The sequence below is a fragment of the Pantoea leporis genome, from assembly GCF_028048155.1.
Lineage (GTDB): Bacteria > Pseudomonadota > Gammaproteobacteria > Enterobacterales > Enterobacteriaceae > Pantoea > Pantoea leporis.
On the sequence record NZ_JALMEU010000003.1, the window covers coordinates 37,788 to 62,892 of the forward strand.

The window sequence follows — 25,105 nt, forward strand, 5'->3', positions numbered from 1 at the left end:
AGAGGATAAAATTTAGTGGTTAATCGTTGGTGTTAGCTATTGTGACTTGGGTGATTGATTAATACAGGGAACAGGTAAGAGAAAATTGCATGAGCAAGAGTAAAGGGACGCTGGGAAAACGTATTAAAGTACTGATTGCTAAAGTGCTGCTGGCCTGGCTCGGCATCTGGTTAGCGGGCATTCTGCTGTTTGCTTTTTTACCGGTACCGTTTTCGGCGGTAATGATGGAGCGGCAAATCGGTGCCTGGTTTACAGGGCGTTTTGATTATGTGGCGCACTCGGATTGGGTCGGCATGGACGAGATCTCGCCGTGGATGGCTTTAGCGGTTATCGCTTCTGAAGATCAAAAGTTTCCCGAGCATTGGGGCTTTGATGTTGATGCCATTCAATCAGTGCTGGATAACGATGGCAATGAACGCATGCGCGGAGCTTCAACCTTGTCTCAGCAGACGGCGAAAAACCTGTTTCTATGGGATGGCCGCAGCTGGGTACGTAAAGGGCTGGAAGCGGGACTCACGGTGGGAATCGAAACCGTGTGGACCAAGCGGCGCATCCTGACGGTTTATCTCAATATTGCAGAATTTGGCGATGGCGTATTTGGCGTGGAAGAGGCCTCACAGCGCTATTTCCATAAACCCGCCAGCCGCATGACGATGTCTGAAGCCGCGTTACTGGCGGCGGTTCTACCCAATCCGATCCGCTTCCGTGCCGATGCGCCTTCAGGCTACACGCGACAGCGCCAGCAGTGGATTATGCGGCAGATGCGCCAGTTAGGCGGCGAGGGTTTCCTGAATCGCTACAAGCTGCATTGAAAGGCTTAATCTTCGTCAAAGCCCGCTTCAAACAGTTCGATGACCGCTGCCAGCGCCTGCTCTTCCTGCGGGCCGCTGGCTTCGATTTCAATATGACCGCCTTTCGCTGAGTCGAGCATCAGCAACGCAATCACGCTGCTGGCTTCCGCTTCGGTGCCCGATTCGTTACGCAGCAACACTTCAGCATCAAAACTCTGCACCAGCTCGAACAGCTTCATCGCTGGGCGCGCGTGCATGCCCAGCTTGTTACGAATTTCAACGGTTTGCTTCACGGTCATGATTTGCGTTTTTCCAGAGTGCGATGACGAGACTGCACGTTTTTACCGCGTGAACGGAAATAATCCGCCAGTTGTTCCGCGATATACACCGAACGATGCTTACCGCCGGTACAGCCAATGGCGACGGTGAGATAGCTACGGTTATTGGTTTCCAGCATCGGCAGCCACAGTTCCAGATAGCTGCGCGTTTGATAGATAAAGTTGTGCACTTCGGTGTGACGATCGAGGAAGGCGGCCACCGGACGATCCAGGCCGGTCATCGGACGCAGCTTAGGATCCCAGTGCGGGTTTGGCAGGAAGCGCACATCGAAGACATAATCGGCGTCGATCGGAATGCCGTGTTTGAAGCCGAATGACTCAAACACCATGGTCAGTTCACGCTCACGCTTGCCTAACAGGCGGGTACGCAGCATCTCCGCCAGCTCATGAACCGACATCTCAGAGGTATCGATAATCAGATCGGCGCGTGAGCGCAGTGGCTCCAGCAGATCGTTCTCTTCATCGATAGCACTCTCCAGCGACAAGTTTTTGCTGGAGAGCGGATGCAGGCGACGCGTATCGCTGTAGCGGCGAATCAACGTGTTGCGATCGGTATCAAGAAACAGCAGCTGCGGCGAAAAGGCATCGGGCAGATTGTTGAGCGCCGCTTCAAAGACTTCCGGTGATTCCGGCATGTTACGCACATCAATGCTGACTGCCGCAGAAATATTGCGTTCGGTTAAGGTATTCGCCAGCTCCGGTAGCAGGACTACCGGCAAGTTGTCGACACAGTAAAAGCCCATATCTTCGAGGGCACGCAGCGCGACTGATTTTCCTGAGCCTGACCGACCGCTAACGATCATCAGCACCATCACATTTCTCCCGTTTTAAACCGGCGAATACGCCGGTAAAAGTGTTTCTCGCTTAAGAGTGTGCTTCCTGAGCTTCTGTGATAATGGCGTAGAGCTCTTGGTCGCTCTGTGCCGCGCGCAAACGACGACAGACGGTTTTATCTGCGAGGCGTTTGGCAACCAGCGAAAGCGTGTGTAAGTGGGTTTTACACTGGTCCGCGGGTACCAGCAGGGCAAACAGCAGGTCAACCGGCTGATTATCTACCGCATCAAAAGCGATAGGCTGATCGAGGCTAATAAACACGCCGACAGCGCGTAAGGTGTCCTCTTCCAGCTTGCCATGTGGAATGGCGATGCCGTTACCAATACCGGTACTGCCCATGCGTTCGCGGGTCAGGATGGCTTCGAAAAGCGTCTGGTGCGGCAGATTGAGCTGCTTCGCTGCCAGCTCGCTGATAATCTCCAGCGCGCGTTTTTTACTCTGGCAGTGTACGCCGCTACGGGTACAGTCCAGTGATAGGACCGAGCTCAATTCCAGTGTTAGATCGTTGTTCATCATCGTTTCACTTGCGAGTTCACATAGCCGCGAGTTTCAGGCAATTGATTTCATTACCGTTCACCCGCTGGCGCTTGCGCAGATGACAAAACGGGGCGGTAAGTTCCGCCCCATTTATGCTCTAAGTGCCGAATCAGTCAGCACTCTGCAAGCGTGAAGGTTAGTGTTTTTTCAGTTTGTCTTTGTGTTTGGTCAGCTGACGGGAAAGTTTATCGATTAACCCGTCGATGGCCGCGTACATGTCTTCCGCTTCCGATGTGGCGTGCAGCTCTCCGCCGTTAACGTGCAGTGTTGCATCCGCAACCTGCGTCACCTTCTCTACCTTCAGAACAATATAAACCTGATTGATACGATCAAAATAGTGTTCCAGTTTGGCAAATTTGGTATTTACAAATTCACGCAGAGGTTCGGTAATTTCAACATTAAGTCCGGTAAGGTTTAGCTGCATAGGTCTTCCTTCTTCGTTCGGTCAAACCAATTGCTTGCGCTGGTTTGATGGCGGTATAGATAAAGACTCGCGATATTTAGCAACCGTACGTCGCGCAACCATGATGCCCTGTTCAGACAACATGGAGGTCAGTTTGCTGTCGCTCAAGGGTTTTGCGGGGTTTTCCGCCGAGATTAATTTTTTCACTAATGCACGAATCGCCGTGGAAGAGGCTTCGCCGCCGCCTTCGGTGTTGACGTGACTGGAGAAAAAATACTTCAGTTCAAAGATGCCACGCGGGCTGTGTAAATACTTTTGCGTGGTCACGCGGGAAATGGTGGATTCATGCATATCAACAGCTTGAGCGATATCCGCCAACACCATCGGACGCATGTACTCCTCACCCTGCTCAAAAAACGCCTGCTGCTGTTCAACGATACAGCGTGTCACTTTCAGCAGCGTGTCGTTGCGGCTCTCCAGGCTCTTAATCAGCCACTTGGCTTCCTGTAAGTTGCTGCGAATAAACTGGTTATCGCTTTCATTACGGCCAGCTCCGCCCATCGCCGCATACTGCTGATTGATTTTCAGGCGCGGCATGCTGTCCGAATTGAGTTCAACCGTCCAGCGCTTGCTGATTTTGCGCACCAGAACATCGGGAATGACATATTCCGGTTCGCTGGTGTTAATTGACTGGCCTGGGCGCGGATCGAGTGACTGAATCAGCAGCATCGCCTCTTTCAGCACTTCTTCCTTCAGACGGGTTACGCGCATTAGGCTGCGGAAATCATGGTTGGCCAGCAGATCGAGATGTTCGCTAACAATCAGGCGTGCTTCCGCCAGCATGGGCGTGTCGGCAGCATATTGCGACAGCTGGACTAACAGGCAATCACGCAAATCACGTGCACCGACGCCGATTGGATCAAAACGCTGCACGCGCTTGAGCACGGCTTCGACTTCTTCCAGCGCCAGCTCTTCATCACCAATACTGTCATAAATGTCTTGTAAGCTGACGGTGAGGTAGCCGGTGTCATCAATGGCATCAACAATTGACGTGGCAATCGCGCGATCGGTATCAGTGAACGGCGTTAACTCAACCTGCCACATCAGGTAATCCTGCAGCGATTGGGTGGTTTCGCCTTGGTAGATCGGCAGTTCGTCATCCTGGTAATCGGTGCCGGTGCCTGACGGTGTGCCTGCGGTGTAGATTTCGTCCCAGGTAGCGTCGAGCGGAAGCTCTTCAGGCATATCTTTCTGCTCAAGCGCTTCGCGCGTGTCTAACGAATCACTTTCCTGATCCTGAAATTCACGTGCGTCAACTTCTTCGTGCAGTTCGGTTTGTTCAAGCAGCGGATTGCTTTCCAGCGCCAGTTGCAGTTCTTGCTGGAGTTCAAGCGTAGAGAGTTGCAGCAAGCGAATGGCTTGCTGCAACTGTGGAGTCATCGCCAGCTGTTGGCTGAGCCTGAGTTGCAAACCTTGCTTCATAATTCGGTAAGAATTTCCTAAGCAAACGTAGGGTGTTACAACACCTTATCAGAGTCTGAACTCTTCGCCCAAATAAACACGCTTAACCTGCTCATCTACAAGAATTTCATCAGGCGTGCCATGGGCAATTAAATGTCCCTGGCTGACGATATAAGCGCGTTCACACACCGCGAGGGTTTCACGCACGTTGTGGTCGGTAATCAGCACGCCAAGGCCGCTGTCACGCAGATGCTCGATGATTTTCTTGATGTCGATAACCGAGATCGGGTCAACACCGGCAAAAGGTTCGTCCAGCAGGATGAATTTCGGATTAGCCGCCAGCGCGCGGGCAATTTCCACACGACGGCGTTCACCACCCGACAGCGCCTGGCCCATGCTGTCGCGCAGATGGCCAATATGGAACTCTTCCATCAGCTCGTTGGCCCGATCCTGACGCTGTTCTTCGGTTAAATCATCACGGATCTGCAGCACAGCCATCAGGTTGTCGTACACGCTCAGGCGACGGAAGATCGAGGCTTCCTGCGGCAGATAGCCGATGCCGCGACGGGCGCGCGCATGCAGCGGCAGAATGCTGATGTCTTCATCATCAATCACGATGCGGCCGGCATCGCGCGGCACAATACCCACCACCATGTAAAAGGTGGTGGTTTTACCGGCACCGTTTGGGCCCAGCAGGCCGACAATCTCGCCGGATTTTACCTGCAGGCTAACATCTTCCACCACGCGGCGGCCTTTGTAGGCTTTCGCCAGGTTTTCAGCGATTAGTGTAGCCATAGCAATCAGTTACTCTTTTTAGGGCTCGCGGACGAACCGTTTTTGTCCTGCAGCTGCGACGGTACCAGAACGGTGGTCACGCGCTTGCTGTCGCCCTGGCTGAACGCCTGCATTTTCTGCTCTTTCACCAGGTAAGTAATGCGGTCGCCTTTGATGTTGCTGTCCTGCTGCTGAATGAAGGCATTGCCGGTCAGCTCAACAAAATCGTTCGCCAATTCATAGTGCAGTTTACTGGCGTGGCCTTGCACCGGCTTGCCGTTATCCTGCATCTGATAGAAGGTGGCTGGCGTGCCGTAAGCATCAACGATGGTTTTTTTGCTATCGCCGCTCGGACGAGTGACCACCACTTTATCGGCGGTAATCTTGATGGAACCCTGCGTCACAATTACGTTGCCGGTAAAGGTCGCGACGTTGCCCTGCAGATCCAACGCTTGGTTAACGGAGTCGATATTTACCGGTTTGTCTGAGTCGCCGGTTAATGCCAGCGCAGGCAGGCTCGTTGCCAGCAGCGTACTCACCAGCAATAACTTAAGGCTATTTTTGTTCATTTTGAATTTCATAGGAAGTTTTGACCTTTTCAAGCAGCTCAGCATGTTTCGTCCGTAAATTGCCGCGCATTTTCATGCCAGTGGAATTAAAACTGCGGCCAAAAAGGGTGACTTGATCGTCAGATGTCACATCCTGGGTGACCAAATTAACCTGAGCGTTATCGGTAAGGATGCGCTCAAGCTGTGAATCCTGAGTCAAAGAATTGACAACAACGTTGCCGTAAAGATAAAGCATACGATCTTTGGTCAGCTTTGCCTTATCGGCGCGCACCGACCATGTCGCCACTTTATTAACGTCATAGGTGGTCATCACCGGATTATCGAACCAACTTATCTCATCGGCAGCAAAGTAGGTCACTTTATCGGAGACCAGCTTATAGCCCAGCGCGCCTGTGGGGTTATACACCACCGTGTTCGATTTCTCGCTGGTGTAGGTTGGCGCTTGATCGTTGGTTGCCACCGGCGTTCTGTCGTCATCCTGGTTGGTGAGATTCCAGCCGATCAGCACTAAGGCGATCAAGGCCAGGATCAGCGTCATCCAACGCCTGCTCTTACTCATATTGATTGCCCTTTGGCATCCTCAAATTTGTTCTGCGCCATCAAAATCAGATCGCACAACTCACGTACCGCACCGCGACCACCGGCAATGCGGGTCACATAATGCGCGCGCGGCAGTAAAATCGGGTGAGCATCAGCAACGGCAACGCCCAACCCCGCCTGCGCCATTACCGGCCAGTCGATCAGGTCATCGCCAATGTAGGCGACCTGATCGGCCGTTAATGACAGTTTATCCAGGAGTTCCCGCCAGGCCAAAAGCTTATCCGATTGTCCCTGGTAAAGATGCGTAATGCCGAGCGTCTTACAGCGATCTTCCAGCAGTTTTGCTTTGCGGCCGGTAATAATAGCCACTTCGACGCCGGAGGTCAGCAGGCAACGCACGCCATAACCATCACGCACGTTAAAAGCTTTCAGCTCTTCACCACTGTTGCCCATATAAATGACGCCATCGGACATCACGCCATCAACGTCACAAATCAGCAGGCGAATCTTCGCAGCACGCGCCATGACGTCCGCGCTCACCGGACCGTAGCAAGTCTCGACCATCGCCGTTTCAGCACTCATTATTTCTTCCTGTTAGACCACGCCAGCGCGCAGCATGTCATGCATATGTACCACACCGAGCAGGCGATCGTCATCGGCCACCAGCAAGGCGGTGATGTTTTTGTTTTGCATCAAATTAAGGGCGTCAACGGCCAGCATATTGGGGCGCACGCGAATGCCGCCGCTGGTCATCACTTCCTGAATGGTGGCTTTCTGGAAATCGATGCCCATATCAAACACGCGACGCAAGTCACCATCGGTGAAGATGCCTTCGATTTTCATTAGGTCATCGACGATGACCGTCAAACCGAGATTCTTACGGGTAATTTCCAGCAGCGCATCCCGCATCGACGCATCACGGCTTACGTGCGGGATCTCATCGCCGCTGTGCATGATATCGCTAACGTGTAGCAGCAGTTTGCGGCCCAGCGCACCGCCGGGATGCGACAGCGCAAAATCTTCCTGGGTAAATCCGCGTGCTTCCAGCAACGCCACGGCCAGCGCATCGCCCATCACTAAAGTCGCGGTGGTGCTGGTGGTTGGTGCCAGGCCGAGCGGACAAGCTTCCTGCGGCACTTTCACACACAGATGCACATCCGCAGCGCGGCCCATCGCACTATCTGGACGACCGGTGATACAAATCAGCTGCACTTTCTGGCGCTTTAACACCGGCACCAACGCAAGGATTTCTCCGGATTCACCGCTGTTAGAAATCGCGATAACCACATCATTGGTGCTGACCATCCCGAGATCGCCGTGGCTGGCTTCGCCGGGATGCACAAAGAACGAGGGTGTACCGGTGCTGGCAAAAGTCGCGGCCATTTTTTTCCCGATATGCCCGGATTTGCCCATGCCCATCACCACCACTTTGCCGCGGCAGGCAAAGATCATCGCGCAGGCGCGATCGAAATCATCATTGATATATTGATCAAGCTGCTCCAGCCCTTCGCGTTCGATGCGCAGCACCGCTTTGCCTGCTTGCTGAAAATCGAAATCCGGTTGCTGATGTGACATGGTCAGTCCGTCCTTAATAGCTTGTGATAAGCATGGGGCTCAGCCATAGCCACAGCACCCACGCGATAAAACCACCTAATAATAGTGTGCCTGCGATACGACCAATACGGCGTTTGCGCAGCAGGCAGAGCAGGGCGAACAGTACGCTCACTGCCAGCATCACCCAGTAATCACGTGCGAAGGCATGCGCATCAACGCTGCCGGGATGAATCAGCGCCGGCAGGCCGAGAACAATCGCCAGATTGAAAATATTGGCGCCGATCAGGTTACCGATCGCGATATCGTCCTCACCTTTCAGCGCGCCAGCCACCACGGTGGCCAGTTCGGGCAAACTGGTGCCGACGGCGATTAGCGTCAGGCCCATCACCAGTTCGCTCACACCAAAGTAGTCGGCAAAGACGGTAGCGTTGTCGATCACCATACGCGTCGACATCGGCAAAATAATCAGTGCAACCGCCAGCCACAGAAAGGCCACGGTGTTGCCGGCTTCATCGCGCGGCAGCTCCGCCAGCTGTTCGCGGGTTAGCGTGTCGTTGTTATCGCGTTCAGCACGACGAGCAATGCGAATCACCACCAGCAGATAACCCAATGCAATCAGCAGTAATGCGATGCCGTCGAGTCGACTTAAATAGTTATCAAACAGCATGATGCCGCTGAGCAGTGAGACTAGCAGCATTAATGGCAATTCGCGCCGAATCAGATTGGAGTGTACTGTCAATGGGTGGAGCAGTGCCGCGCCGCCCAGAATTAATAGAATATTGGTGATGTTCGAGCCCAACGCGGTGCCAACCGCTAAATCCATCTGCCCATGCTGTGCGGCCGAAAACGAGACGATCAATTCCGGTAATGATGTGCCAATGCTTACCACCGTCATACCAATGATCAGCGGTGGGATGCCAAAGGATCGACAGAGTATCGCGGCGCTAAATACCAAACGGTCGGCACCGTAAACCAGTAATATCAATCCGATAAACAGCAAGGCAGAGGCTACGAACATTAAAAATCCTTGATGGATGGAGGTGTCGGCGAACCTTGTCCGACGGGTAAAAACATTCTGCACGCACTAACAGGCGCTGATTTTGACTGTCTGAGAGGCAAAAGTAAATTTTAAGGCCGTTTTCGCCACACTAAGTGGGTAAGTTTCTGTAAAACTATCGTGCATTCGAGGCTACCAGGCTACCATCCACAGCTTTGATAGCGCCCGATCCGCATAAAGAGGTAAAGATGATCCAGCAGCAAACGAATCTGGTTGAGGTTCGTGGCGTCAGTTTCACGCGCGGAGATCGTACTATCTTCGACGACATCTCGTTAACGGTACCTGCCGGTAAAGTCACCGCGATTATGGGCCCGTCCGGAATTGGCAAAACCACATTATTGCGTCTGATCGGTGGGCAATTACAGCCTGATAAAGGCGAGATTTGGTTCCGCGATCAAAATATCCCGACGCTTTCCCGCACCAAATTGTACGAAGCGCGTAAAAAAATGAGCATGCTGTTTCAGTCCGGCGCGCTGTTTACCGATCTCAACGTGTATGAAAACGTTGCCTGGCCGTTGCGTGAACATACGCAGCTGCCGCCAGAGCTGTTGCACAGCACCGTATTGATGAAGCTGGAAGCGGTGGGTTTGCGTGGAGCCGCTAAACTAATGCCTGCCGAACTTTCTGGCGGTATGGCCCGCCGTGCGGCGCTGGCGCGTGCTATCGCGCTGGAACCCGAACTGATCATGTTCGATGAGCCTTTTGTCGGCCAGGATCCGATTACCATGGGCGTGCTGGTGAAGTTAATTGACGAACTGAATCATGCTCTGGGCCTGACCTGCATCGTGGTTTCACACGATGTGCCTGAGGTCTTGAGCATTGCCGATCATGCCTATATTGTTGCCGGACAAAAAATCATTGCTCAGGGTAGCGCGCCGGAACTGCGGGAAAATCCCGATCCGCGTGTGCGCCAGTTTATCGAGGGTCATGCGGATGGTCCGGTGCCTTTCCGCTTTGCCGCTGGCGATTATCTCAGCGACTTGACCCGCTCAGGGAGAACGTAAACTGATGTTGTTACAGGCGCTAGCGTCATTTGGACGTCAGGGAATCAATACCTGTGCCGCTTTTGGCCGCGCAGGCCTCATGTTATTTCATGCGTTAGTCGGTAAGCCGGCGTTTCGTCGCCATGCGCCGCTGCTGGTGAAACAGCTGTATAGCGTGGGCGTGTTATCGTTACTGATCATCGTGGTATCTGGCTTGTTTATTGGCATGGTGCTGGGTCTGCAAGGCTATCTGGTGCTCACCACTTACAATGCGGAAACCAGCCTTGGCATGCTGGTGGCGCTCTCGCTGCTGCGTGAGCTCGGTCCGGTCGTCACGGCGTTGCTGTTTGCAGGCCGTGCGGGTTCAGCGTTAACCGCTGAAATCGGGCTGATGAAAGCCACCGAACAGCTCTCCAGCATGGAGATGATGGCCGTCGATCCGCTACGTCGCGTGGTATCACCGCGTTTCTGGGCCGGATTTATCAGCATGCCGTTGCTGGCGTTGATCTTTACCTCCGTTGGTATTGCCGGTGGCGCGCTGGTTGGCGTGAGCTGGAAAGGGATCGATCCCGGTTTCTTCTGGTCGGCGATGCAGAACGCGGTAGATTTCCGCACTGATGTCGTTAACTGCATGATCAAAAGCGCAGTCTTTGCCGTCACGGTAACCTGGATTGCGCTCTTTAATGGCTATGATGCCATCCCGACCTCGGAAGGGATCAGTCGTGCGACAACGCGTACCGTGGTGCATGCTTCACTGGCGGTACTCGGTTTGGATTTTGTGCTGACAGCACTGATGTTTGGGAATTGATGCAATGCAAAGCAAGAAAAACGAAATCTGGGTTGGCGTCTTCATGCTGGCTGCGCTGCTGGCGCTGTTATTCCTCGGCCTGCGCGTTGCCGATCTCAAAACTATCGGCACCGAACCAACGTGGAAGATGTATGCCACCTTCGATAATATCGGCGGACTGAAAGTCAGTTCTCCGGTGAAAATTGGCGGCGTGTTGATTGGCCGGGTGTCAGATATTGCGCTAGATGAGAAAACCCTCTCACCGCGTGTGACCATGGATATTAGCGATAAATACGCTAATAAGATTCCCGACACCAGCTCATTAGCCATCCGCACTCAAGGCCTACTCGGTGAGCAGTTCCTAGCGCTGAATTTAGGTTTTGACGATCCCGAGCTTGGCTCTTCTATGCTGAAAGATGGCGGCACGCTGCGTGACACCAAGTCGGCGCTGGTACTGGAAGACCTGATCGGTCAATTCCTCTATAAAAGCGGCGATAACAAATCTGACGATAAATCACAGGGTGCGCAGAGTGCACCGGCAGCACCTGCAACAACGGAATAACCTACGAGGTAAAACATGATGTTTAAACGTTTACTGATGATTGCCCTGTTGGCAATCGCACCGCTGGCAGCCAACGCCGCAGCGGATCAAACTAATCCTTACAAGCTGATGAACGAAGCGGCGGAAAAGACCTTCACCCGCCTGAAAAACGAACAGCCGAAGATTAAGCAGGATCCGAACTATCTACGCGAAGTGGTACGTCAGGAACTGATGCCGTACGTACAGATAAAATATGCCGGTGCGTTGGTTCTTGGTCGCTATTATCGCGATGCGACACCGGCGCAACGTGATGCCTACTTTGCCGCGTTCGGTGATTATCTGGCACAGGCTTACGGCCAGGCGCTGGCGCTGTACAACGGTCAAACCTACCAGATTCAGCCGGAGCAGCCGATTGGCGATGCCAATATCGTGGCGATTCGCGTCACCATCATCGATCCTAATGGGCGTCCGCCTGTGCGTCTCGATTTCCAGTGGCGTAAGAACAGCCAAACTGGCAACTGGCAGGCGTATGATATGGTGGCCGAGGGCATCAGCATGATCACCACGAAACAGAATGAGTGGGGCGATCTGCTGCGTACCAAAGGCATTGATGGCTTGACGGCTCAGCTGAAAACCTATGCCGCACAGCCGATCACCCTGGATAAAAAGCAATAATGAGTGAACCGTTACGCTGGCAGCGCACTGCCAGCACGCTGGCCTTAAGCGGCAAATTAGATCGTGATACTTTGCTGACCTTGTGGCAGGAACGTGACACTGCGGTGGCGGATATCACCACCATTGATGTCGCCGGGCTGGAAAGGGTGGATTCAGCGGGTTTAGCGCTGTTGGTGCATCTGCGTGAAATTGCGCGTGCTCAAGGCAGCGCACCACTTTTCTCTGGGATCTCCGATAAACTCCAGTCACTGATCACGCTGTATAACCTGCAGCAGATTATTGTTTCTGCGGAAAAAATCGCCTGATCAAATGATGTCGATGCTAAGCCCCTGATTTTTTCAGGGGCTTTTGCGTATTTAAGAGTCAGACGCTTTCCTCTAAGATGTCTGCCTTATTATTATTAAGCGAAGTAATGAGCGATGGAAAATAGTGAAGTTCAGGCCGTGCTGATGCAGGCGCTGGCATTAGAAGAAGTACACGTACTTAGCAACGATGGCAGCCATTTTCAGGTCATCGCGGTGGGCGAAATGTTCGGCGAACTGAGCCGCGTGAAGAAGCAGCAGGCTGTGTACGCGCCGCTGATGGAATATATTGCGGATAACCGTATTCATGCGGTTTCCATCAAAACTTATACCCCAGCCGAGTGGGCGCGCGACCGTAAACTCAACGGTTTCTAAGTGCCTCACCGGTTGTTTTATTGATAGATAATTGAGAGCGGTGTTAATGGACAAATTTCGTGTGCAAGGCCCCACCCGTTTAAGTGGTGAAGTGACCATTTCCGGGGCGAAGAATGCTGCGTTGCCGATTCTGTTTGCTGCGCTGCTGGCTGAAGAGCCGGTAGAGATTCAGAACGTACCGAAGCTGCGTGATATCGATACCACCATGAAGCTGCTGAATCTGCTGGGTGCGCGCGTTGAGCGCAATGGTTCGGTCCACGTTGATGCTCGCGAAGTTAATGTTTTCAGTGCGCCATACGATTTAGTGAAAACCATGCGTGCTTCGATTTGGGCGCTGGGTCCGCTGGTGGCGCGTTTTGGTCAGGGCCAGGTTTCACTGCCGGGCGGCTGCGCTATCGGTGCACGCCCGGTCGATCTGCACATTACTGGCCTGGAACAGCTGGGTGCGGAAATTAAGCTGGAAGAGGGCTACGTTAAAGCTTCTGTCAATGGCCGTCTGAAGGGCGCGCATATCGTGATGGATAAAGTGTCTGTCGGCGCTACCGTTACCATCATGAGCGCGGCCACGCTGGCCACCGGCATCACCATCATTGAGAACGCCGCGCGTGAGCCGGAGATTGTCGATACGGCAAACTTCCTCAACACGCTGGGTGCGAAAATCACCGGCGCGGGCACAGACAAAATCACCATTGAAGGTGTTGAGCGTTTGGGCGGCGGCGTTTATCGCGTGCTGCCAGATCGTATCGAAACCGGTACTTTCCTGGTCGCAGCAGCCATTTCACGGGGCAAAGTTGTTTGCCACAACACGAAGCCAGATACGCTGGATGCCGTGCTGTCTAAATTGCGTGAGGCTGGTGCAGAGATCGAAGTGGGCGAAGATTGGATCAGCCTGGATATGCACGGTAAGCGTCCAAAAGCGGTGAATATCCGTACCTCGCCGCATCCTGGCTTCCCTACTGACATGCAGGCGCAGTTCACACTGTTGAACCTGGTGGCAGAAGGAACCGGTGTGATTACCGAAACCATCTTCGAAAACCGCTTTATGCATATCCCTGAGCTGATTCGTATGGGCGCGCACGCGGAAATTGAGAGCAATACAGCGATTTGTCATGGCGTAGAAACCTTGTCGGGCGCGCAGGTGATGGCCACCGATCTGCGTGCATCAGCGAGTCTGGTGCTGGCGGGTTGTATCGCGGAAGGCACCACGATAGTGGATCGTATCTATCACATCGACCGTGGCTACGAGCACATCGAAGATAAGTTGAAAGCGATGGGTGCAAATATCGAGCGCGTAAGCGGCGAATAATTTCTGCTTCGTAGATCAAAAAAACCAGTCACGGCAACGCGGCTGGTTTTTTTTCATTGGTATTACAGTCAGATCTTTTTACGATCCTTCGTCGATCGTATGCACTTCTTGCGATCCAATAACTGGCCGGTAACAGGATCGTAATATCGGCTTGGCCAGATGTCTGCCGGATGAACCTTGATCGCATTGGCGATTAGCCACTCACCTTTGGGCCAGGGACGCGACAGCGCATTGGCCAGCGTTGAGGAGCTGAGCCCTGATTCGCGTGACAGCGCTGCCAGTGATGTGCCTTTCTTACGTAATGCAGCAATGATATCTGCCGGGTGCCAATCCGCTTTCCTTGTGTACATAACTCTCTTCTCCATGTCCGTGTTATTACTTCATCTCCGCTGTAAAAAGGCGCTCCCGTGGCAGAGATATCTGGAAAAAACCCGCGTTTTTATAGCAAATGTTTCCCGTAATTTTCCAGTAAATGTTTGGCCGGCGCACGAAACTGCGTCGCTTTTCGCAAAAGCGATGCAAGAGATGTAAGTAAAAAGGGAGAAGAGTGAGGAAGGAAACGGGGCCAGAGAAGGCCCCCGTTGAAATCAGAAATCGCGCTGTACTGACATGTGCGCCAGCGCTTCGAGGGCGCTGCGCCACGGGCTTTCGGGTAATACCTGCAGTGCTGCGATGGCTTTATCTGCCTCTTCTTCAGCGCGTTTGCGCGTCCACTCCAGCGAGCCAGTCTGTTGCATCGCTGCCAGCACCGGTTCCAGCAGATGACGACCGTTACCTTCTTCAATGGCTTTACGGATCATCTGCGCCTGCTCAAGCGTTCCGTTGTGCATCGCGTGCAGCAATGGCAGCGTCGGTTTACCTTCGCTCAGGTCATCACCGGTATTTTTGCCCAGCGTTTCACCATCTGCGCTGTAATCCAGCAAATCATCAATTAACTGGAAAGCGGTGCCAAGGTAGCGACCATAATCCTGTAACGCCTTTTCCTGCGCGGGCGTCGCCTCAGCTAAAATCGCCGACGCTTGCGAAGCAGCTTCGAACAGGCGAGCGGTTTTGCTGTAGATCACCCGCATGTAGCTCTCTTCAGTGATATCGGGATCGTTGCAGTTCATTAACTGCAGCACTTCTCCTTCGGCGATCACGTTGACCGCTTCCGACATCAGCGCAAGGATCTTTAAGGATCCCATGCTGGTCATCATCTGGAATGAGCGCGTATAGATAAAATCGCCCACCAGCACGCTTGCCGCATTACCGAACGCGGCGTTAGCAGTGGCTTTGCCACGGCGCATATCGGATTCATCCACCACATCATCGTGCAGCAGCGTCGCCGTATGGATAAATTCGATCAGCGCCGCATTAGTGATGTGCAACGATCCCTGATAATTCAGCGCGCGTGCCGACAGCACAGCGATCATCGGACGGATGCGTTTGCCCCCGCCGCTGATGATGTAATAGCCCAACTGGTTAATCAGTGAGACTTCTGAATTCAGCTGCTCGAGGATGGTCTGGTTGACGGCCGCCATGTCCTGCGCGGTTAATTCATTAATCTGTTCTAAGTTCATTCGTCTTTTCAGCTTTACTCGTTTTTTGCATGGTAAGCGCTTTACACAGCGTGAGTTCAGGTAATCTGTTACTGATTGTACTTGAAAAATCGGGTTGCGAAACGTTTGCATTCGCCTTGCGCTTTTTTTCTGCAAGAGAGTGCAAAGTGCTCTTGTCTTCTGCTGGAGTATTGCGTAGAATTCGCGCCCTATTGTGAATATTTATCGCGCCGCCTGATGAATAGAAAGGCACGCGCAGAAGCGGAGTTTTATATGTACGCGGTTTTCCAAAGTGGTGGTAAACAACACCGAGTAAGCGAAGGTCAGACCGTTCGCCTGGAAAAGCTGGACATCGCAACCGGTGAAACCATTGAGTTTGACCAGGTTCTGATGATCGCAAATGGCGAAGACGTGAAAATCGGCGCGCCACTGGTTTCAGGCGGTGTGATCAAGGCAGAAGTTGTTGCTCACGGTCGTGGCGAGAAAATTAAAATCGTTAAGTTTCGTCGTCGTAAACACTACCGTAAGCAAGCTGGTCACCGTCAGTGGTTCACAGATGTGAAAATCACTGTGATCGGCGCGTAAGAGGAGATCTGACAAATGGCACATAAGAAGGCTGGTGGCTCGACCCGTAACGGTCGCGACTCCAACGCAAAACGTCTGGGTGTAAAACGTTTCGGTGGCGAATCTGTTCTGGCAGGTAGCATCATCGTTCGTCAGCGTGGCACTAAATTCCACGCAGGTAGCAACGTAGGTTGTGGTCGTGACCACACCCTGTTTGCCACCGCAGACGGCAAAGTAAAATTCGAGATTAAAGGCCCGAACAACCGTAAATATATCAGCATCGTTGCTGAGTAAGGTTGTCGTGCTGCAGACGTCTAACGTCTGAATACACGAATGAAAGGCCCCGCAGCTTTGCGGGGCTTTTTACATTCTGCTACTGAGCTTGCTGGATAACAGTTACGCTTTAGCACAGTTGTTGTACAATTTATGTACTCCTGGCTTTGCCAGTCTTGTATTATCCGCCGTCGGTCAGCGCAGAAGACCCTGGCGGACCCGTTTGCGGCCTGCAAGCTGCCGTGAACGACAGCGTGACGGAGAAATAAAATGAAGTTTGTAGATGAAGCGACGATCCTTGCGGTCGCGGGTGATGGCGGCAATGGTTGCGTAAGCTTCCGCCGTGAAAAATATATTCCAAGAGGCGGCCCGGATGGCGGCGACGGCGGCGACGGCGGCGACGTGTATTTGTTGGCGGATGAAAACCTCAACACCCTGATCGATTATCGCTTTGAAAAGTCTTTCCGTGCCGAACGTGGCCAGAATGGCCAAAGCCGTGATTGCACCGGTAAACGTGGTAAAGACATTATCGTTAAAGTGCCCGTTGGTACCCGCGTAATTGACCAGGGTACCGGCGAAACGCTGGGCGACATGACGCGTCATGAGCAGAAGCTGATGGTGGCGAAAGGCGGCTGGCATGGCCTTGGTAACACGCGCTTTAAATCCTCAGTTAACCGATCCCCGCGTCAAAAAACCATGGGAACACCGGGCGAGAAGCGTGATCTGCAACTGGAACTGATGCTGCTGGCTGACGTTGGTATGTTGGGTCTGCCGAATGCCGGTAAATCGACCTTTATTCGCTCGGTATCCGCAGCGAAACCCAAAGTTGCGGATTATCCGTTCACTACGCTGGTGCCAAGCCTTGGCGTGGTGCGTATGGACAATGAAAAGAGCTTTGTTGTCGCCGACATTCCGGGCCTGATTGAAGGCGCAGCGGATGGCGCAGGTCTGGGTATTCGCTTCCTGAAGCACCTTGAGCGCTGCCGCGTGCTGTTGCACCTGATCGATCTTGCCCCTATCGATGAATCTGATCCGGTAGAAAATGCCCGCATCATTCTCGGCGAACTGGAGAAATACAGCGATAAACTGTTCCAGAAGCCGCGCTGGTTAGTATTCAACAAATGTGACCTGCTGAGCCGCGAAGAAGCGGAAAGCCGTGCCAAAGCGGTAGTGGAAGCATTAGGCTGGGAAGAAAAATATTACCTAATCTCTGCGGCTAGCCATGATGGCGTGAAAGATCTTTGCTGGGATGTGATGAGCTTTATCATCGAAAATCCAAAAGAAGCCGAAGAAGAAACTAAAGAGCCAGAGAAAGTGGCCTTCATGTGGGATGATTATCACCGTGAAGCCATGGAAACGGCGCAGGAAGTGGAAGAAGACGACGATTGGGATGACGACTGGGACGAAGAGGACGACGAAGGCGTCGAAATCATTTACCAGCGTTAATCGCACAAAAAAAGCGGCCCGAAGGCCGCTTTTTTTATTCCCTCACCCTAACCCTCTCCCGCAGGCGGGAGAGGGAACCGATCGAGCTACAGCATCTACCTCTTCCTGTGGGAAAGGCCGGGGTGAGGGCATCAGGCAGCAGATGAGCTAACCCAGCACCGCCACCGTCAATCTCGAGGTGCAGCACAGTTGGTCGCGGGCGTTACGAATCTCAATCTGCCAGCTTTGATTACGCGCACCAAGGTGTAACGGGCGGCAAATACCGCGCACTTCACCGCTGCTTACTGCACGATGGTGGCTGGCGCTCACCTCAATCCCCACCACGCTTTTACCTTCTTCGATGCTGAGATAACCGGCAATCGATCCCATCGACTCCGCCAGCACCACAGAAGCGCCGCCGTGCAGCAGGCCAAACGGCTGATGCGTGCGGGCATCCACCGGCATGGTGGCTTCGAGATAATCTTCACCGATGTTGGTAAACACAATGCCAACGTGTGCCACCAGCGAGTTTTCACCCATCTTATTCAACGTTTCAACATCGACCGAACGTTTCCAGATTGCCATAACTTAGGATCCCAGCGTTGCGCCACCGTCGACCACAATATCCTGCAGCACCACGTGGCTGGCAAGATCCGACGCGAGGAACATCACGTTAGCAACGATCTCCTGCGGTTTAGCGATCTTACGCAGCGGGATCCCCAGCTTGTACTGATCCGGGAAACCATTGATCATCTCCTGCTCGGCTTCTGGCGTATGCCACAGGCTGCGTTGCATATCGGTATCGGTGGAACCCGGAGAAACGATATTGCAGCGCACGCCGTAAGGCGCCATCTCTAAACCCACGGTCAGACACAAGCTGCGCAACGCCGCTTTGGAAGCGCCATAAGCGGACATACCAAGGCGCGGCGCATGTGCCGCATTAGAGGCGATAGTCACAATCGCACCCGCACGCTGCTGGCGAAACACTGGCAAGGTTTGCTGGAACAGGTTGAACGCGCCGCCGGCATTCACCGCCAGACACGCCTGCCAATCGTCGAACGACAGTTCATCGGTGTTGCCAATACGCAGGATGCCGGCACCGTTCACTAGTACATCGAGACGCGGCTGATCTGCCAGCAAACGCTGACAAACCGCTTTCACCTCGGCGGCGTTCGCCACATCCAGCACCTGCGTGGTGAAAGGATAGTCGGCCTGTTCGAAACGCAGATCGAAGCCGATAACCTGCGCGCCCGCCTGATGGAAGCTCAGCGCGGTGTGGTAACCAATCCCTTTGCCTGCGCCAGTTACCCAGACGATTTTTCCACTGAAATCGAAAGTTGCACTCATTTAGCTGGCACCCGTGATAACAGCGCCCACCAGCCATCGATGGTCGGATTTTTTGCCAGACTGACGAAATCGATGTCGCTGTGCACCTGACGCCAGCGCGCCGCCAGCGCCATCACGCGTACTGAATCCAGACCGTAATCGATCAGGTTCTCGTCATCTGCAGGTACATCGTCATCTTCCAGCAGCGGCAGAATCAGCGTACGCAGATCGTCTTTGCTCAACGGCAGCGGCATCAGGTCGGCGGTCATCACTACTTTACCGCTGCGACCTGCGGTGTAAGTCAGCGCCATCATGTGCTCTTCGCGCGTGAAGTCGGCCAGCGCATCCGCCACCATAAACGGCTGGATATTACGCATAAAGGCGTCAGTCGCGGTGGTCAGGCAACCGATGTGCGCATACACGCCGGTGATGATCAACTGATCGCGGCCCATCTCCTGCAGGATCGATTCCAGCGGTGAGCGCACGAAGGCGCTGTAACGCCATTTGGTCAGTACCTGATCGTCCTGATCCGGCGCCAGCGCATCCACGATCTTCTGCTGATCCGGATGTTTGTTCAGGCCCGGTCCCCACATGTCGTTAAGGAGTGCGCGATCGGCATCGCTCTGTTCGTTCGGCTGAGCGGTATAGAACACCGGAATGCCCTGCGCTTTGCAGTAAGCGCGCAGGCGAGCGATGTTTTCCACCACCTGATTAACCAGCGGGCTGTTTTCGCCCCAGAAATTAAGGAAGTAAGCCTGCATATCGTGAATCAGCAGCGCGGCACGCTGAGGCTCAAGCGTCCACTTTACTTTATTGGTTGGCAGTTCAGTCGCTGCGGGCAGCGCGTAAGCGTTCAGTTTTGGAATAGCCATTACAATCTCCGGAACAGGTCAGGCTTGCGCTTGTTGGTCGGCAAGCTGTTGGCGTAAACGTTTTTTATCCACCTTGCCGACAGGCGTCAGCGGCAGGGCATCGACGCAGGTAATACGGTCAGGTAATTTGAACTCGGCCACGCCCAGTTCTCGCAGGTGACGACGCAAGGCCACCGCTTTAATCGGTTGGCTGGCAACGATAAAGGCGCAGCTCTTTTCACCCATCAATTCGTCGTTCATCGACACCAGCGCGGCGTGGATCACATCCGGATGGCGTTGCAGCAAGTTTTCGATCTCTTCCGCGGCGATCTTCTCGCCACCGCGATTGATCTGATCCTTTTCGCGCCCTTGCACGGTGATGTAGCCCTGCGCGTCGATCTCAATCAGATCGCCCGAACAGTAAAACCCGTTGGCGTCGAAGCTGGCGGCGTTATGTTCCGGGCTCTTGTAATAGCCACGGAAGGTGTAGGGGCCGCGCGTCATCAGGCGACCGATGGTGCCGGTTGGCAGCGCGTTGCCGTGCTCGTCAGCGACCCACACTTCGTCATCTTCAGAGATCGGGCGGCCTTGCGTGGTGAGAATGATGTTCTCATCGTCGCCAAAGCGCGTGTAGTTCACCAGACCTTCGGCCATGCCGAAAACCTGCTGCAGCTGACAGCCAATTTCACGCTGAATACGTGCCGCAAGGGTTTCGCCCAGCTTGGCGCCGCCCACCTGAATGCGTTGCAGCGAAGCCAGCTGTTTATTGCTGCCCCATTCCTGAATCGCCTGTAGCCACAAACTCACCGCCGGCGGCACCAAACCGGTATCGGTGACCTGATGCTTCTCAATCAGCGGGAAGCAGAGCGTGGCGCTGGGATCGGCAGCCAGAATCACCTGACCACCGGCATAAAACACACCGAGCGAACCCGGGGAGCTCATGGCAAAGTTATGCGGCGCGGGCAGGGCGATGAGATAACGCGTATCGGCGGTCACCTGACAAATCTCATCACTGGCGCGAATGCTGTAGTAATAGTCGTTGTGGGTGCGCGGAATCAGCTTCGGCGTGCCGGTGCTGCCGCCGGAGAGCTGGAAAAACGCCACTTCATCAGCGGCGGTTGGTGTGGCGAGGTAATCACCCGCGGCTTCCGCCATCAGCGCTTCCAGCGTGTTTTCCGGCTGGTTGTCATTACGCAGAATCACCTGCTGCAGCGAAGGCTGCGCGGCGCACAGCGCGTTGATAAAGCTATCATCAGCAAACAGCGTGTGAGTGCGATCGGCAATCAGCAGTTTAGGTTCGATCTGCGCCGCATAGGCGCTTAGTTCGGTGCGCTGATGGCTGAACAGCGCAAATACTGACGCTACGCCGAGCTTAAACAGCGCAAATACCGTGACATAAAAATCGGCCACGTTGCCAAGCTGCACCAGCGCAGTATCGCCATTTTGCAGGCCACGGCGCTGCAGCGCGGCGGCCAGGTTGCTGCTCAGCACGTCCATTTCGCGATAGCTGATCTGACGATCGCCATCAATCACCGCGATGGCATCATTATGCTGATGACGCGTCAGAATGTCGGTCATCGGCACATCCAGCCAGTAACCTTTTTCGCGATAGCGCGCAGCCAGGTCGTCCGGCCAGCGAGTATAGGGAATGCTCATGTTCTTTCCTTTATTGCAGTCCAAAGGCGCGCAACATGGTGTCCAGCTTCACGCCGGTTTCACGCCATTCTGATTCGGGTTGGGAGTCGGCCACGATGCCCGCGCCGGCAAACAGGCGCACCCGCGTGCCATGCACGGTGCCGCAGCGGATGGTGACCACCCATTCGCCATTGCCCTGGCTATCGCACCAGCCGACGATGCCGCCAAATAGTTGGCGATCAAAAGGTTCCAGCTGCTGAATAAGCTGCTGCGCGCGCTGATGGGGGAAACCGCTCAACGCAGGCGTCGGGTGCAGCAGGCAGGCCAGCGACAGCGCATTTTCGCGCTCATCCTGCACTTCGCCGTCGATTTGCGTGGCGAGATGCCACAGCGTGGCGGTGGTAATCAGCGACGGAATGGTCGGCACCGACAGCAAACGGCTGCGCGGCTGCAAGGTGTCGCGCATCGCGTCGGTCACCAGTTTGTGCTCATGACGATCTTTGCCGGAATCCATCAGCGTATCGCCAGCGGCACGATCCTGCTGGGCATCGTCGTGATTGCGCCGCGCTGAGCCCGCCAGCGGACAAGAGCTAAAATCGCGCCCCTGTTTGCGCAGCATCAGCTCCGGACTGGCACCAATCAGCGCACCGCCTTGCGGCAGCGGCAGATGGAAATGGTAGCTGTTGGGGTTCTGCGCAATCACGCGCTGCATCAGCGCTGCGGTATCAACCGGCTGTTCGGTAACGATATCCATCAGACGCGACAGCACCACTTTATCCAGATCGCCGCGCTGCGTGGCCGCCACCGCATCTGCCACCATCGTGGTAAACACATCGTGATCCGGCACTGCGGTGCGACGTCGCACCTGCGGCAGATCGCTGACGTTTTCCGGCAACGCGTTTTGCAGGTCAGCGCGATTAAACGTCTGATAGGATTCAGGAATAAACAGCGCGGCGGGCTGGCTGACGTCAAACGGGATCGCCCCGACCAAAATCGGATTGTCGATGCCCTGTTTTTTCGCCGCGGCAAAATGCTGACGTAACTGTTGTTGGAAATCACCGTCCAGCGACGCGGCGTCATCTACCGGCGCGGTAACGGTGGTATAGCATCCTTGCGTTGCCAAACTACGCCACGGCGAGGTAAAGAGGAAACCACGGCTTAGCGCGGAATAATCCTTCAGCCAGGCATTTTCAAACGTGGAAGATTCCACCATAATTTTCACCTATAAATGATAAGATTATTAAGAATGATTATCATTTTTATTATGGGCCTGTAACCTACGTCGATTGGGCAAAAGTGTCAATCCATTCGCGGGATTTCAGCTGCGTTTAGCCGTAATCAGGCGCTGACGCTCAGCAGGGCAATATGCTAAAAAGTGGACCAAAACTTATGAATAAATGCGGTTTTTGGGGCATTGCAGCCCTTATAGGTGTTTTCCAGATTTTCACCAGCGTCGCTCATGCCGAACAAGGTTGGCCGCGTACCGTTCATGGTGCCAACGGATCGATCACGCTCAATCACGCGCCGCAGCGCATTGTCTCGACCAGCGTCACGCTGACCGGATCGCTGCTGGCCATTGATGCGCCGGTGATTGCTTCCGGCGCGACTGCGCCGAACAGTCGCCTGGCCGACGATCAGGGTTTCTTCCGCCAGTGGAGCGATGTTGCCAAAAAGCAACATCTTCAACGCCTGTACATCGGTGAGCCGAATGCCGAAGCGGTTGCCGCGCAAGCGCCGGATCTGATTATCGTCAGCGCCACCGGCAACGATTCTGCCATCAAGCTCGCCGAACAGTTTTCGGCTATTGCACCGACGCTGGTGGTCAATTACGACGACAAAAGCTGGCAGGAGGTCGTCACGCAGTTAGGCCAGGCGACCGGGCATGAAGCGCAGGCGGCGCAACGTATTAAAGCTTTCGACGATCGTGAAGCGGCGCTGAAAAAAGCCATCACGCTGCCACCGCAGCCGGTCTCCGCCATGGTATGGAACGGCGGCGGACGCGCAGTCAATGTGTGGACCGCGGCTTCGGCGCAGGGCAAGCTGCTGGAACAACTTGGCTTCACCCTGGCAACGCCACCGGCGACGGTTGAGCAGGGACACAGCATGGGACAGCGCAAAGACATCATTCAGCTGTCGGGCGAAAACGTTGCCAGCGGCCTGACCGGTAAAACCTTCCTGCTGTTCGCCGCTGACGATAAAACCACGCAATCGGTGCTGAACAATCCTTTCCTTGCACAAAACGCGGCGGTGCAGGGCAAGCAGGTTTACGAGCTGGGCGTCGATTCCTTCCGCCTTGATTACTACAGCGCCAGCAATCTGCTGGCGCGTCTGGAGAAGCTGTTCGTTAAATCATGATGCCTGTTCCGTCAGCTCCGGTGCTGGCGGATGGTAACGACGTAAACGGCCCATCACCCACCACATCACGATGCCGAGCAGCGCCGCCGTAAAGCCAAATACCGCGGCGGCCTGCGGTGGCAGCAACCATGAACCCATCGCACCAATCACCGCCGCACCAATCGCATCGCCGGTCACGTTCTGCGCGGTCCACAAGCCGTTGATGCGGCCTAACAGATGATCTGGCGTTAATGCCTGAATCATCGCGTACTGCACCAGGCTGTTGATGGCGCTGAAGTAACCGAAAGCGACTAAACAGGCTAACGCCAGCGGCAGGTTCGGCATCTGGCTAAACAAACCCAACGCGACAAACGCTGCAATCGCACTGCCGAGCACCAGCTGTCCGGGACGCGCGGCGTGTTTCAGTTTACCGCTGGTGAACGCGCCGATAGCTGCGCCGAGCGGCACGGCGGCATACATCAGGCCAAGCTGGTCAGCGCTTACAGACCAATGCGGCGCGAGCGACGGATAGAGCACGCGCACCGCGCTGGCCAGCGTGACTAATGCGCCAATCAGCGCCACCATGCCGACAATCGGACTGGCGAAAAGAAACTGCACGCCAGCGGCGAGGGATTTCAACGGATGTTCACGCGGTTGTGGCGGCGGCGGCAAAGTGGGCAATTTCAGCAGCGTTAACACGGTAAGTAAGGTGCCAAAGGCAGCGAGTGCGTAGTTCCACGTCACGCCGCCGTGAGCAATCACCAGACCGGCAATCGCGGGCGATAAAATGGAGCCGAAGCGCACCGTCAACATGGTGATAGCGCCCGCCTGCATAATGTTTTCCCTACCGACCAGCGCGGGCGTCGCCGCCAGCAGCGCGGTGACGCCAATCGCGCCGAAAAAACCATCCCAGAAACCCAGCAGATAAACCGCGATCAGAGAGGGTTCTGGCAGCGCGGCGTTAATGGCCAGCGCGATAAAACCTAAGCCGCAGGTGGATCGGGCAAACAAAATCAGCTTTTTGCGTTCATGGCGATCCGCCAAAACGCCGCCGGTGAGCAGGCCGATAAACATGCCGGCAGCGGCCAGCGTCACCGCCAAGCCCACCAGCAGCGGTGAATGGGTCATGTGCTGAATCTGCACGGGCACCGCCACGGCGAGCATGCCGAGCGCGACAATCGAGATAAAACGCGCGATAAACACCGCGCGAAAAGCCGGATGGGTTTTCAGCAGCGAGAGATCGATAAAGTGGGAAGATTTGTTCATGTGTTCGCCTTATTGCACCAATTTTCCTCATCGTCCGCGAGGCGAGTCATGGTAACATAGCTAAAC

Annotated in this window: 31 protein-coding genes; 12 read left to right on the forward strand and 19 right to left on the reverse strand. The window is 54.5% G+C overall.

Going from position 1 to position 25,105, the window contains the following annotated elements; genetic code table 11:
* The first annotated feature begins 89 nt into the window (after window positions 1-89).
* Complete coding sequence (mtgA, locus tag MWH02_RS11055) at window positions 90-812, forward strand: monofunctional biosynthetic peptidoglycan transglycosylase (RefSeq protein ID WP_271460640.1); 723 nt, start codon at window positions 90-92, stop codon at window positions 810-812.
* 5 nt (window positions 813-817) lie between these two features.
* Here the strand turns inward: mtgA and npr are convergent, their stop codons facing one another.
* The 11 genes from npr to MWH02_RS11110 all read right to left on the reverse strand — a co-directional run bounded on the left by npr (window position 818) and on the right by MWH02_RS11110 (window position 8,819).
* Window positions 818-1,090 (reverse strand): PTS phosphocarrier protein NPr, encoded by a 273-nt coding sequence (gene npr, locus MWH02_RS11060; protein ID WP_008104379.1) that lies wholly within the window; start codon window positions 1,088-1,090, stop codon window positions 818-820.
* Complete coding sequence (rapZ, locus tag MWH02_RS11065; protein ID WP_101762285.1) at window positions 1,087-1,941, reverse strand: RNase adapter RapZ; 855 nt, start codon at window positions 1,939-1,941, stop codon at window positions 1,087-1,089. The genes npr and rapZ overlap by 4 nt, the downstream gene beginning before the upstream one ends.
* Before the next feature lie 52 nt (window positions 1,942-1,993).
* The gene (gene ptsN, locus MWH02_RS11070; RefSeq protein WP_176970221.1) at window positions 1,994-2,476 is read right to left on the reverse strand and encodes a PTS IIA-like nitrogen regulatory protein PtsN; all 483 of its coding nucleotides are present in this window, start codon (window positions 2,474-2,476) and stop codon (window positions 1,994-1,996) included.
* Window positions 2,477-2,636: 160 nt separating this feature from the next.
* Window positions 2,637-2,924 (reverse strand): ribosome hibernation promoting factor, encoded by a 288-nt coding sequence (gene hpf, locus MWH02_RS11075; RefSeq protein ID WP_101762283.1) that lies wholly within the window; start codon window positions 2,922-2,924, stop codon window positions 2,637-2,639.
* Window positions 2,925-2,945: 21 nt separating this feature from the next.
* Window positions 2,946-4,385 (reverse strand): RNA polymerase factor sigma-54, encoded by a 1,440-nt coding sequence (gene rpoN / locus MWH02_RS11080; RefSeq protein ID WP_101762282.1) that lies wholly within the window; start codon window positions 4,383-4,385, stop codon window positions 2,946-2,948.
* A 48-nt stretch (window positions 4,386-4,433) separates the two neighbouring features.
* A complete protein-coding gene (gene lptB, locus MWH02_RS11085) occupies window positions 4,434-5,159 on the reverse strand; it encodes an LPS export ABC transporter ATP-binding protein (protein ID WP_008104371.1) in 726 nt (241 codons plus the stop codon).
* 5 nt (window positions 5,160-5,164) lie between these two features.
* On the reverse strand, window positions 5,165-5,719 hold the full coding sequence (lptA, locus tag MWH02_RS11090; protein ID WP_271460641.1) for a lipopolysaccharide ABC transporter substrate-binding protein LptA: 555 nt from the start codon (window positions 5,717-5,719) through the stop codon (window positions 5,165-5,167).
* On the reverse strand, window positions 5,694-6,266 hold the full coding sequence (gene lptC, locus MWH02_RS11095; RefSeq protein WP_101762281.1) for an LPS export ABC transporter periplasmic protein LptC: 573 nt from the start codon (window positions 6,264-6,266) through the stop codon (window positions 5,694-5,696). The genes lptA and lptC overlap by 26 nt, the downstream gene beginning before the upstream one ends.
* A complete protein-coding gene (kdsC, locus tag MWH02_RS11100; RefSeq protein WP_222185112.1) occupies window positions 6,263-6,829 on the reverse strand; it encodes a 3-deoxy-manno-octulosonate-8-phosphatase KdsC in 567 nt (188 codons plus the stop codon). The genes lptC and kdsC overlap by 4 nt, the downstream gene beginning before the upstream one ends.
* A gap of 12 nt (window positions 6,830-6,841) precedes the next feature.
* The gene (gene kdsD, locus MWH02_RS11105) at window positions 6,842-7,822 is read right to left on the reverse strand and encodes an arabinose-5-phosphate isomerase KdsD (protein WP_101762279.1); all 981 of its coding nucleotides are present in this window, start codon (window positions 7,820-7,822) and stop codon (window positions 6,842-6,844) included.
* 13 nt (window positions 7,823-7,835) lie between these two features.
* Window positions 7,836-8,819, reverse strand: coding sequence for a calcium/sodium antiporter (locus tag MWH02_RS11110; RefSeq protein WP_101762278.1), 984 nt, complete (start codon window positions 8,817-8,819; stop codon window positions 7,836-7,838).
* A gap of 227 nt (window positions 8,820-9,046) precedes the next feature.
* On the opposite strand from MWH02_RS11110, the gene mlaF reads away from it, so the two are divergent.
* The 7 genes from mlaF (at window position 9,047) to murA (ending at window position 13,827) form a co-directional block, all read left to right on the forward strand.
* Window positions 9,047-9,862: a phospholipid ABC transporter ATP-binding protein MlaF gene (gene mlaF / locus MWH02_RS11115; RefSeq protein ID WP_008104360.1), complete on the forward strand. Its 816-nt coding sequence runs from the start codon at window positions 9,047-9,049 to the stop codon at window positions 9,860-9,862.
* 4 nt (window positions 9,863-9,866) lie between these two features.
* The gene (gene mlaE / locus MWH02_RS11120) at window positions 9,867-10,649 is read left to right on the forward strand and encodes a lipid asymmetry maintenance ABC transporter permease subunit MlaE (RefSeq protein ID WP_271460642.1); all 783 of its coding nucleotides are present in this window, start codon (window positions 9,867-9,869) and stop codon (window positions 10,647-10,649) included.
* 4 nt (window positions 10,650-10,653) lie between these two features.
* Window positions 10,654-11,190, forward strand: a complete 537-nt coding sequence (gene mlaD, locus MWH02_RS11125; RefSeq protein WP_101762277.1) for an outer membrane lipid asymmetry maintenance protein MlaD — start codon at window positions 10,654-10,656, stop codon at window positions 11,188-11,190.
* Window positions 11,191-11,208: 18 nt separating this feature from the next.
* Entirely contained in the window at window positions 11,209-11,844 is a 636-nt protein-coding gene (gene mlaC / locus MWH02_RS11130) for a phospholipid-binding protein MlaC (protein WP_101762276.1), read from the forward strand.
* Entirely contained in the window at window positions 11,844-12,149 is a 306-nt protein-coding gene (gene mlaB, locus MWH02_RS11135) for a lipid asymmetry maintenance protein MlaB (protein WP_008104353.1), read from the forward strand. The genes mlaC and mlaB overlap by 1 nt, the downstream gene beginning before the upstream one ends.
* 114 nt (window positions 12,150-12,263) lie before the next feature.
* The gene (ibaG, locus tag MWH02_RS11140; RefSeq protein WP_008104351.1) at window positions 12,264-12,521 is read left to right on the forward strand and encodes a BolA family iron metabolism protein IbaG; all 258 of its coding nucleotides are present in this window, start codon (window positions 12,264-12,266) and stop codon (window positions 12,519-12,521) included.
* Between the two features lie 46 nt (window positions 12,522-12,567).
* A complete protein-coding gene (gene murA / locus MWH02_RS11145) occupies window positions 12,568-13,827 on the forward strand; it encodes a UDP-N-acetylglucosamine 1-carboxyvinyltransferase (protein ID WP_271460643.1) in 1,260 nt (419 codons plus the stop codon).
* Window positions 13,828-13,895: 68 nt separating this feature from the next.
* Here murA and MWH02_RS11150 read toward each other — a convergent pair whose 3' ends face one another.
* Together MWH02_RS11150 and ispB are read right to left on the reverse strand one after the other, a co-directional pair.
* A complete protein-coding gene (locus MWH02_RS11150) occupies window positions 13,896-14,177 on the reverse strand; it encodes a helix-turn-helix domain-containing protein (RefSeq protein ID WP_271460644.1) in 282 nt (93 codons plus the stop codon).
* Between the two features lie 237 nt (window positions 14,178-14,414).
* Window positions 14,415-15,386 (reverse strand): octaprenyl diphosphate synthase, encoded by a 972-nt coding sequence (gene ispB / locus MWH02_RS11155; protein ID WP_101762272.1) that lies wholly within the window; start codon window positions 15,384-15,386, stop codon window positions 14,415-14,417.
* Between the two features lie 252 nt (window positions 15,387-15,638).
* Between ispB and rplU the strand changes: the two genes are divergently transcribed.
* The 3 genes from rplU to cgtA all read left to right on the forward strand — a co-directional run bounded on the left by rplU (window position 15,639) and on the right by cgtA (window position 17,648).
* Entirely contained in the window at window positions 15,639-15,950 is a 312-nt protein-coding gene (gene rplU / locus MWH02_RS11160; RefSeq protein WP_007886644.1) for a 50S ribosomal protein L21, read from the forward strand.
* Window positions 15,951-15,965: 15 nt separating this feature from the next.
* Window positions 15,966-16,223 (forward strand): 50S ribosomal protein L27, encoded by a 258-nt coding sequence (rpmA, locus tag MWH02_RS11165; RefSeq protein ID WP_007886647.1) that lies wholly within the window; start codon window positions 15,966-15,968, stop codon window positions 16,221-16,223.
* A gap of 249 nt (window positions 16,224-16,472) precedes the next feature.
* The gene (gene cgtA / locus MWH02_RS11170) at window positions 16,473-17,648 is read left to right on the forward strand and encodes an Obg family GTPase CgtA (protein ID WP_101762271.1); all 1,176 of its coding nucleotides are present in this window, start codon (window positions 16,473-16,475) and stop codon (window positions 17,646-17,648) included.
* Window positions 17,649-17,795: 147 nt separating this feature from the next.
* Here cgtA and MWH02_RS11175 read toward each other — a convergent pair whose 3' ends face one another.
* Genes MWH02_RS11175 through MWH02_RS11195 form a run of 5 tightly spaced genes read right to left on the reverse strand, consistent with a single transcriptional unit; the run spans window position 17,796 to window position 22,652 of the window.
* Complete coding sequence (locus MWH02_RS11175; RefSeq protein ID WP_110868079.1) at window positions 17,796-18,212, reverse strand: hotdog fold thioesterase; 417 nt, start codon at window positions 18,210-18,212, stop codon at window positions 17,796-17,798.
* Window positions 18,213-18,215: 3 nt separating this feature from the next.
* The gene (dhbA, locus tag MWH02_RS11180; RefSeq protein ID WP_271460645.1) at window positions 18,216-18,974 is read right to left on the reverse strand and encodes a 2,3-dihydro-2,3-dihydroxybenzoate dehydrogenase; all 759 of its coding nucleotides are present in this window, start codon (window positions 18,972-18,974) and stop codon (window positions 18,216-18,218) included.
* The gene (locus MWH02_RS11185) at window positions 18,971-19,825 is read right to left on the reverse strand and encodes an isochorismatase (protein ID WP_271460646.1); all 855 of its coding nucleotides are present in this window, start codon (window positions 19,823-19,825) and stop codon (window positions 18,971-18,973) included. The genes dhbA and MWH02_RS11185 overlap by 4 nt, the downstream gene beginning before the upstream one ends.
* Window positions 19,826-19,843: 18 nt before the next feature.
* Complete coding sequence (locus tag MWH02_RS11190) at window positions 19,844-21,460, reverse strand: (2,3-dihydroxybenzoyl)adenylate synthase (RefSeq protein WP_271460647.1); 1,617 nt, start codon at window positions 21,458-21,460, stop codon at window positions 19,844-19,846.
* Window positions 21,461-21,470: 10 nt separating this feature from the next.
* Entirely contained in the window at window positions 21,471-22,652 is a 1,182-nt protein-coding gene (locus MWH02_RS11195) for an isochorismate synthase (RefSeq protein WP_137385051.1), read from the reverse strand.
* Window positions 22,653-22,828: 176 nt separating this feature from the next.
* Between MWH02_RS11195 and fepB the strand changes: the two genes are divergently transcribed.
* A complete protein-coding gene (gene fepB / locus MWH02_RS11200; protein WP_271460648.1) occupies window positions 22,829-23,794 on the forward strand; it encodes a Fe2+-enterobactin ABC transporter substrate-binding protein in 966 nt (321 codons plus the stop codon).
* On the opposite strand, the gene entS is transcribed toward fepB, so the two are convergent.
* On the reverse strand, window positions 23,789-25,039 hold the full coding sequence (gene entS / locus MWH02_RS11205) for an enterobactin transporter EntS (RefSeq protein WP_192412528.1): 1,251 nt from the start codon (window positions 25,037-25,039) through the stop codon (window positions 23,789-23,791). The two genes, fepB and entS, sit on opposite strands and share 6 nt — an antisense overlap.
* Window positions 25,040-25,105: the final 66 nt, after the last annotated feature.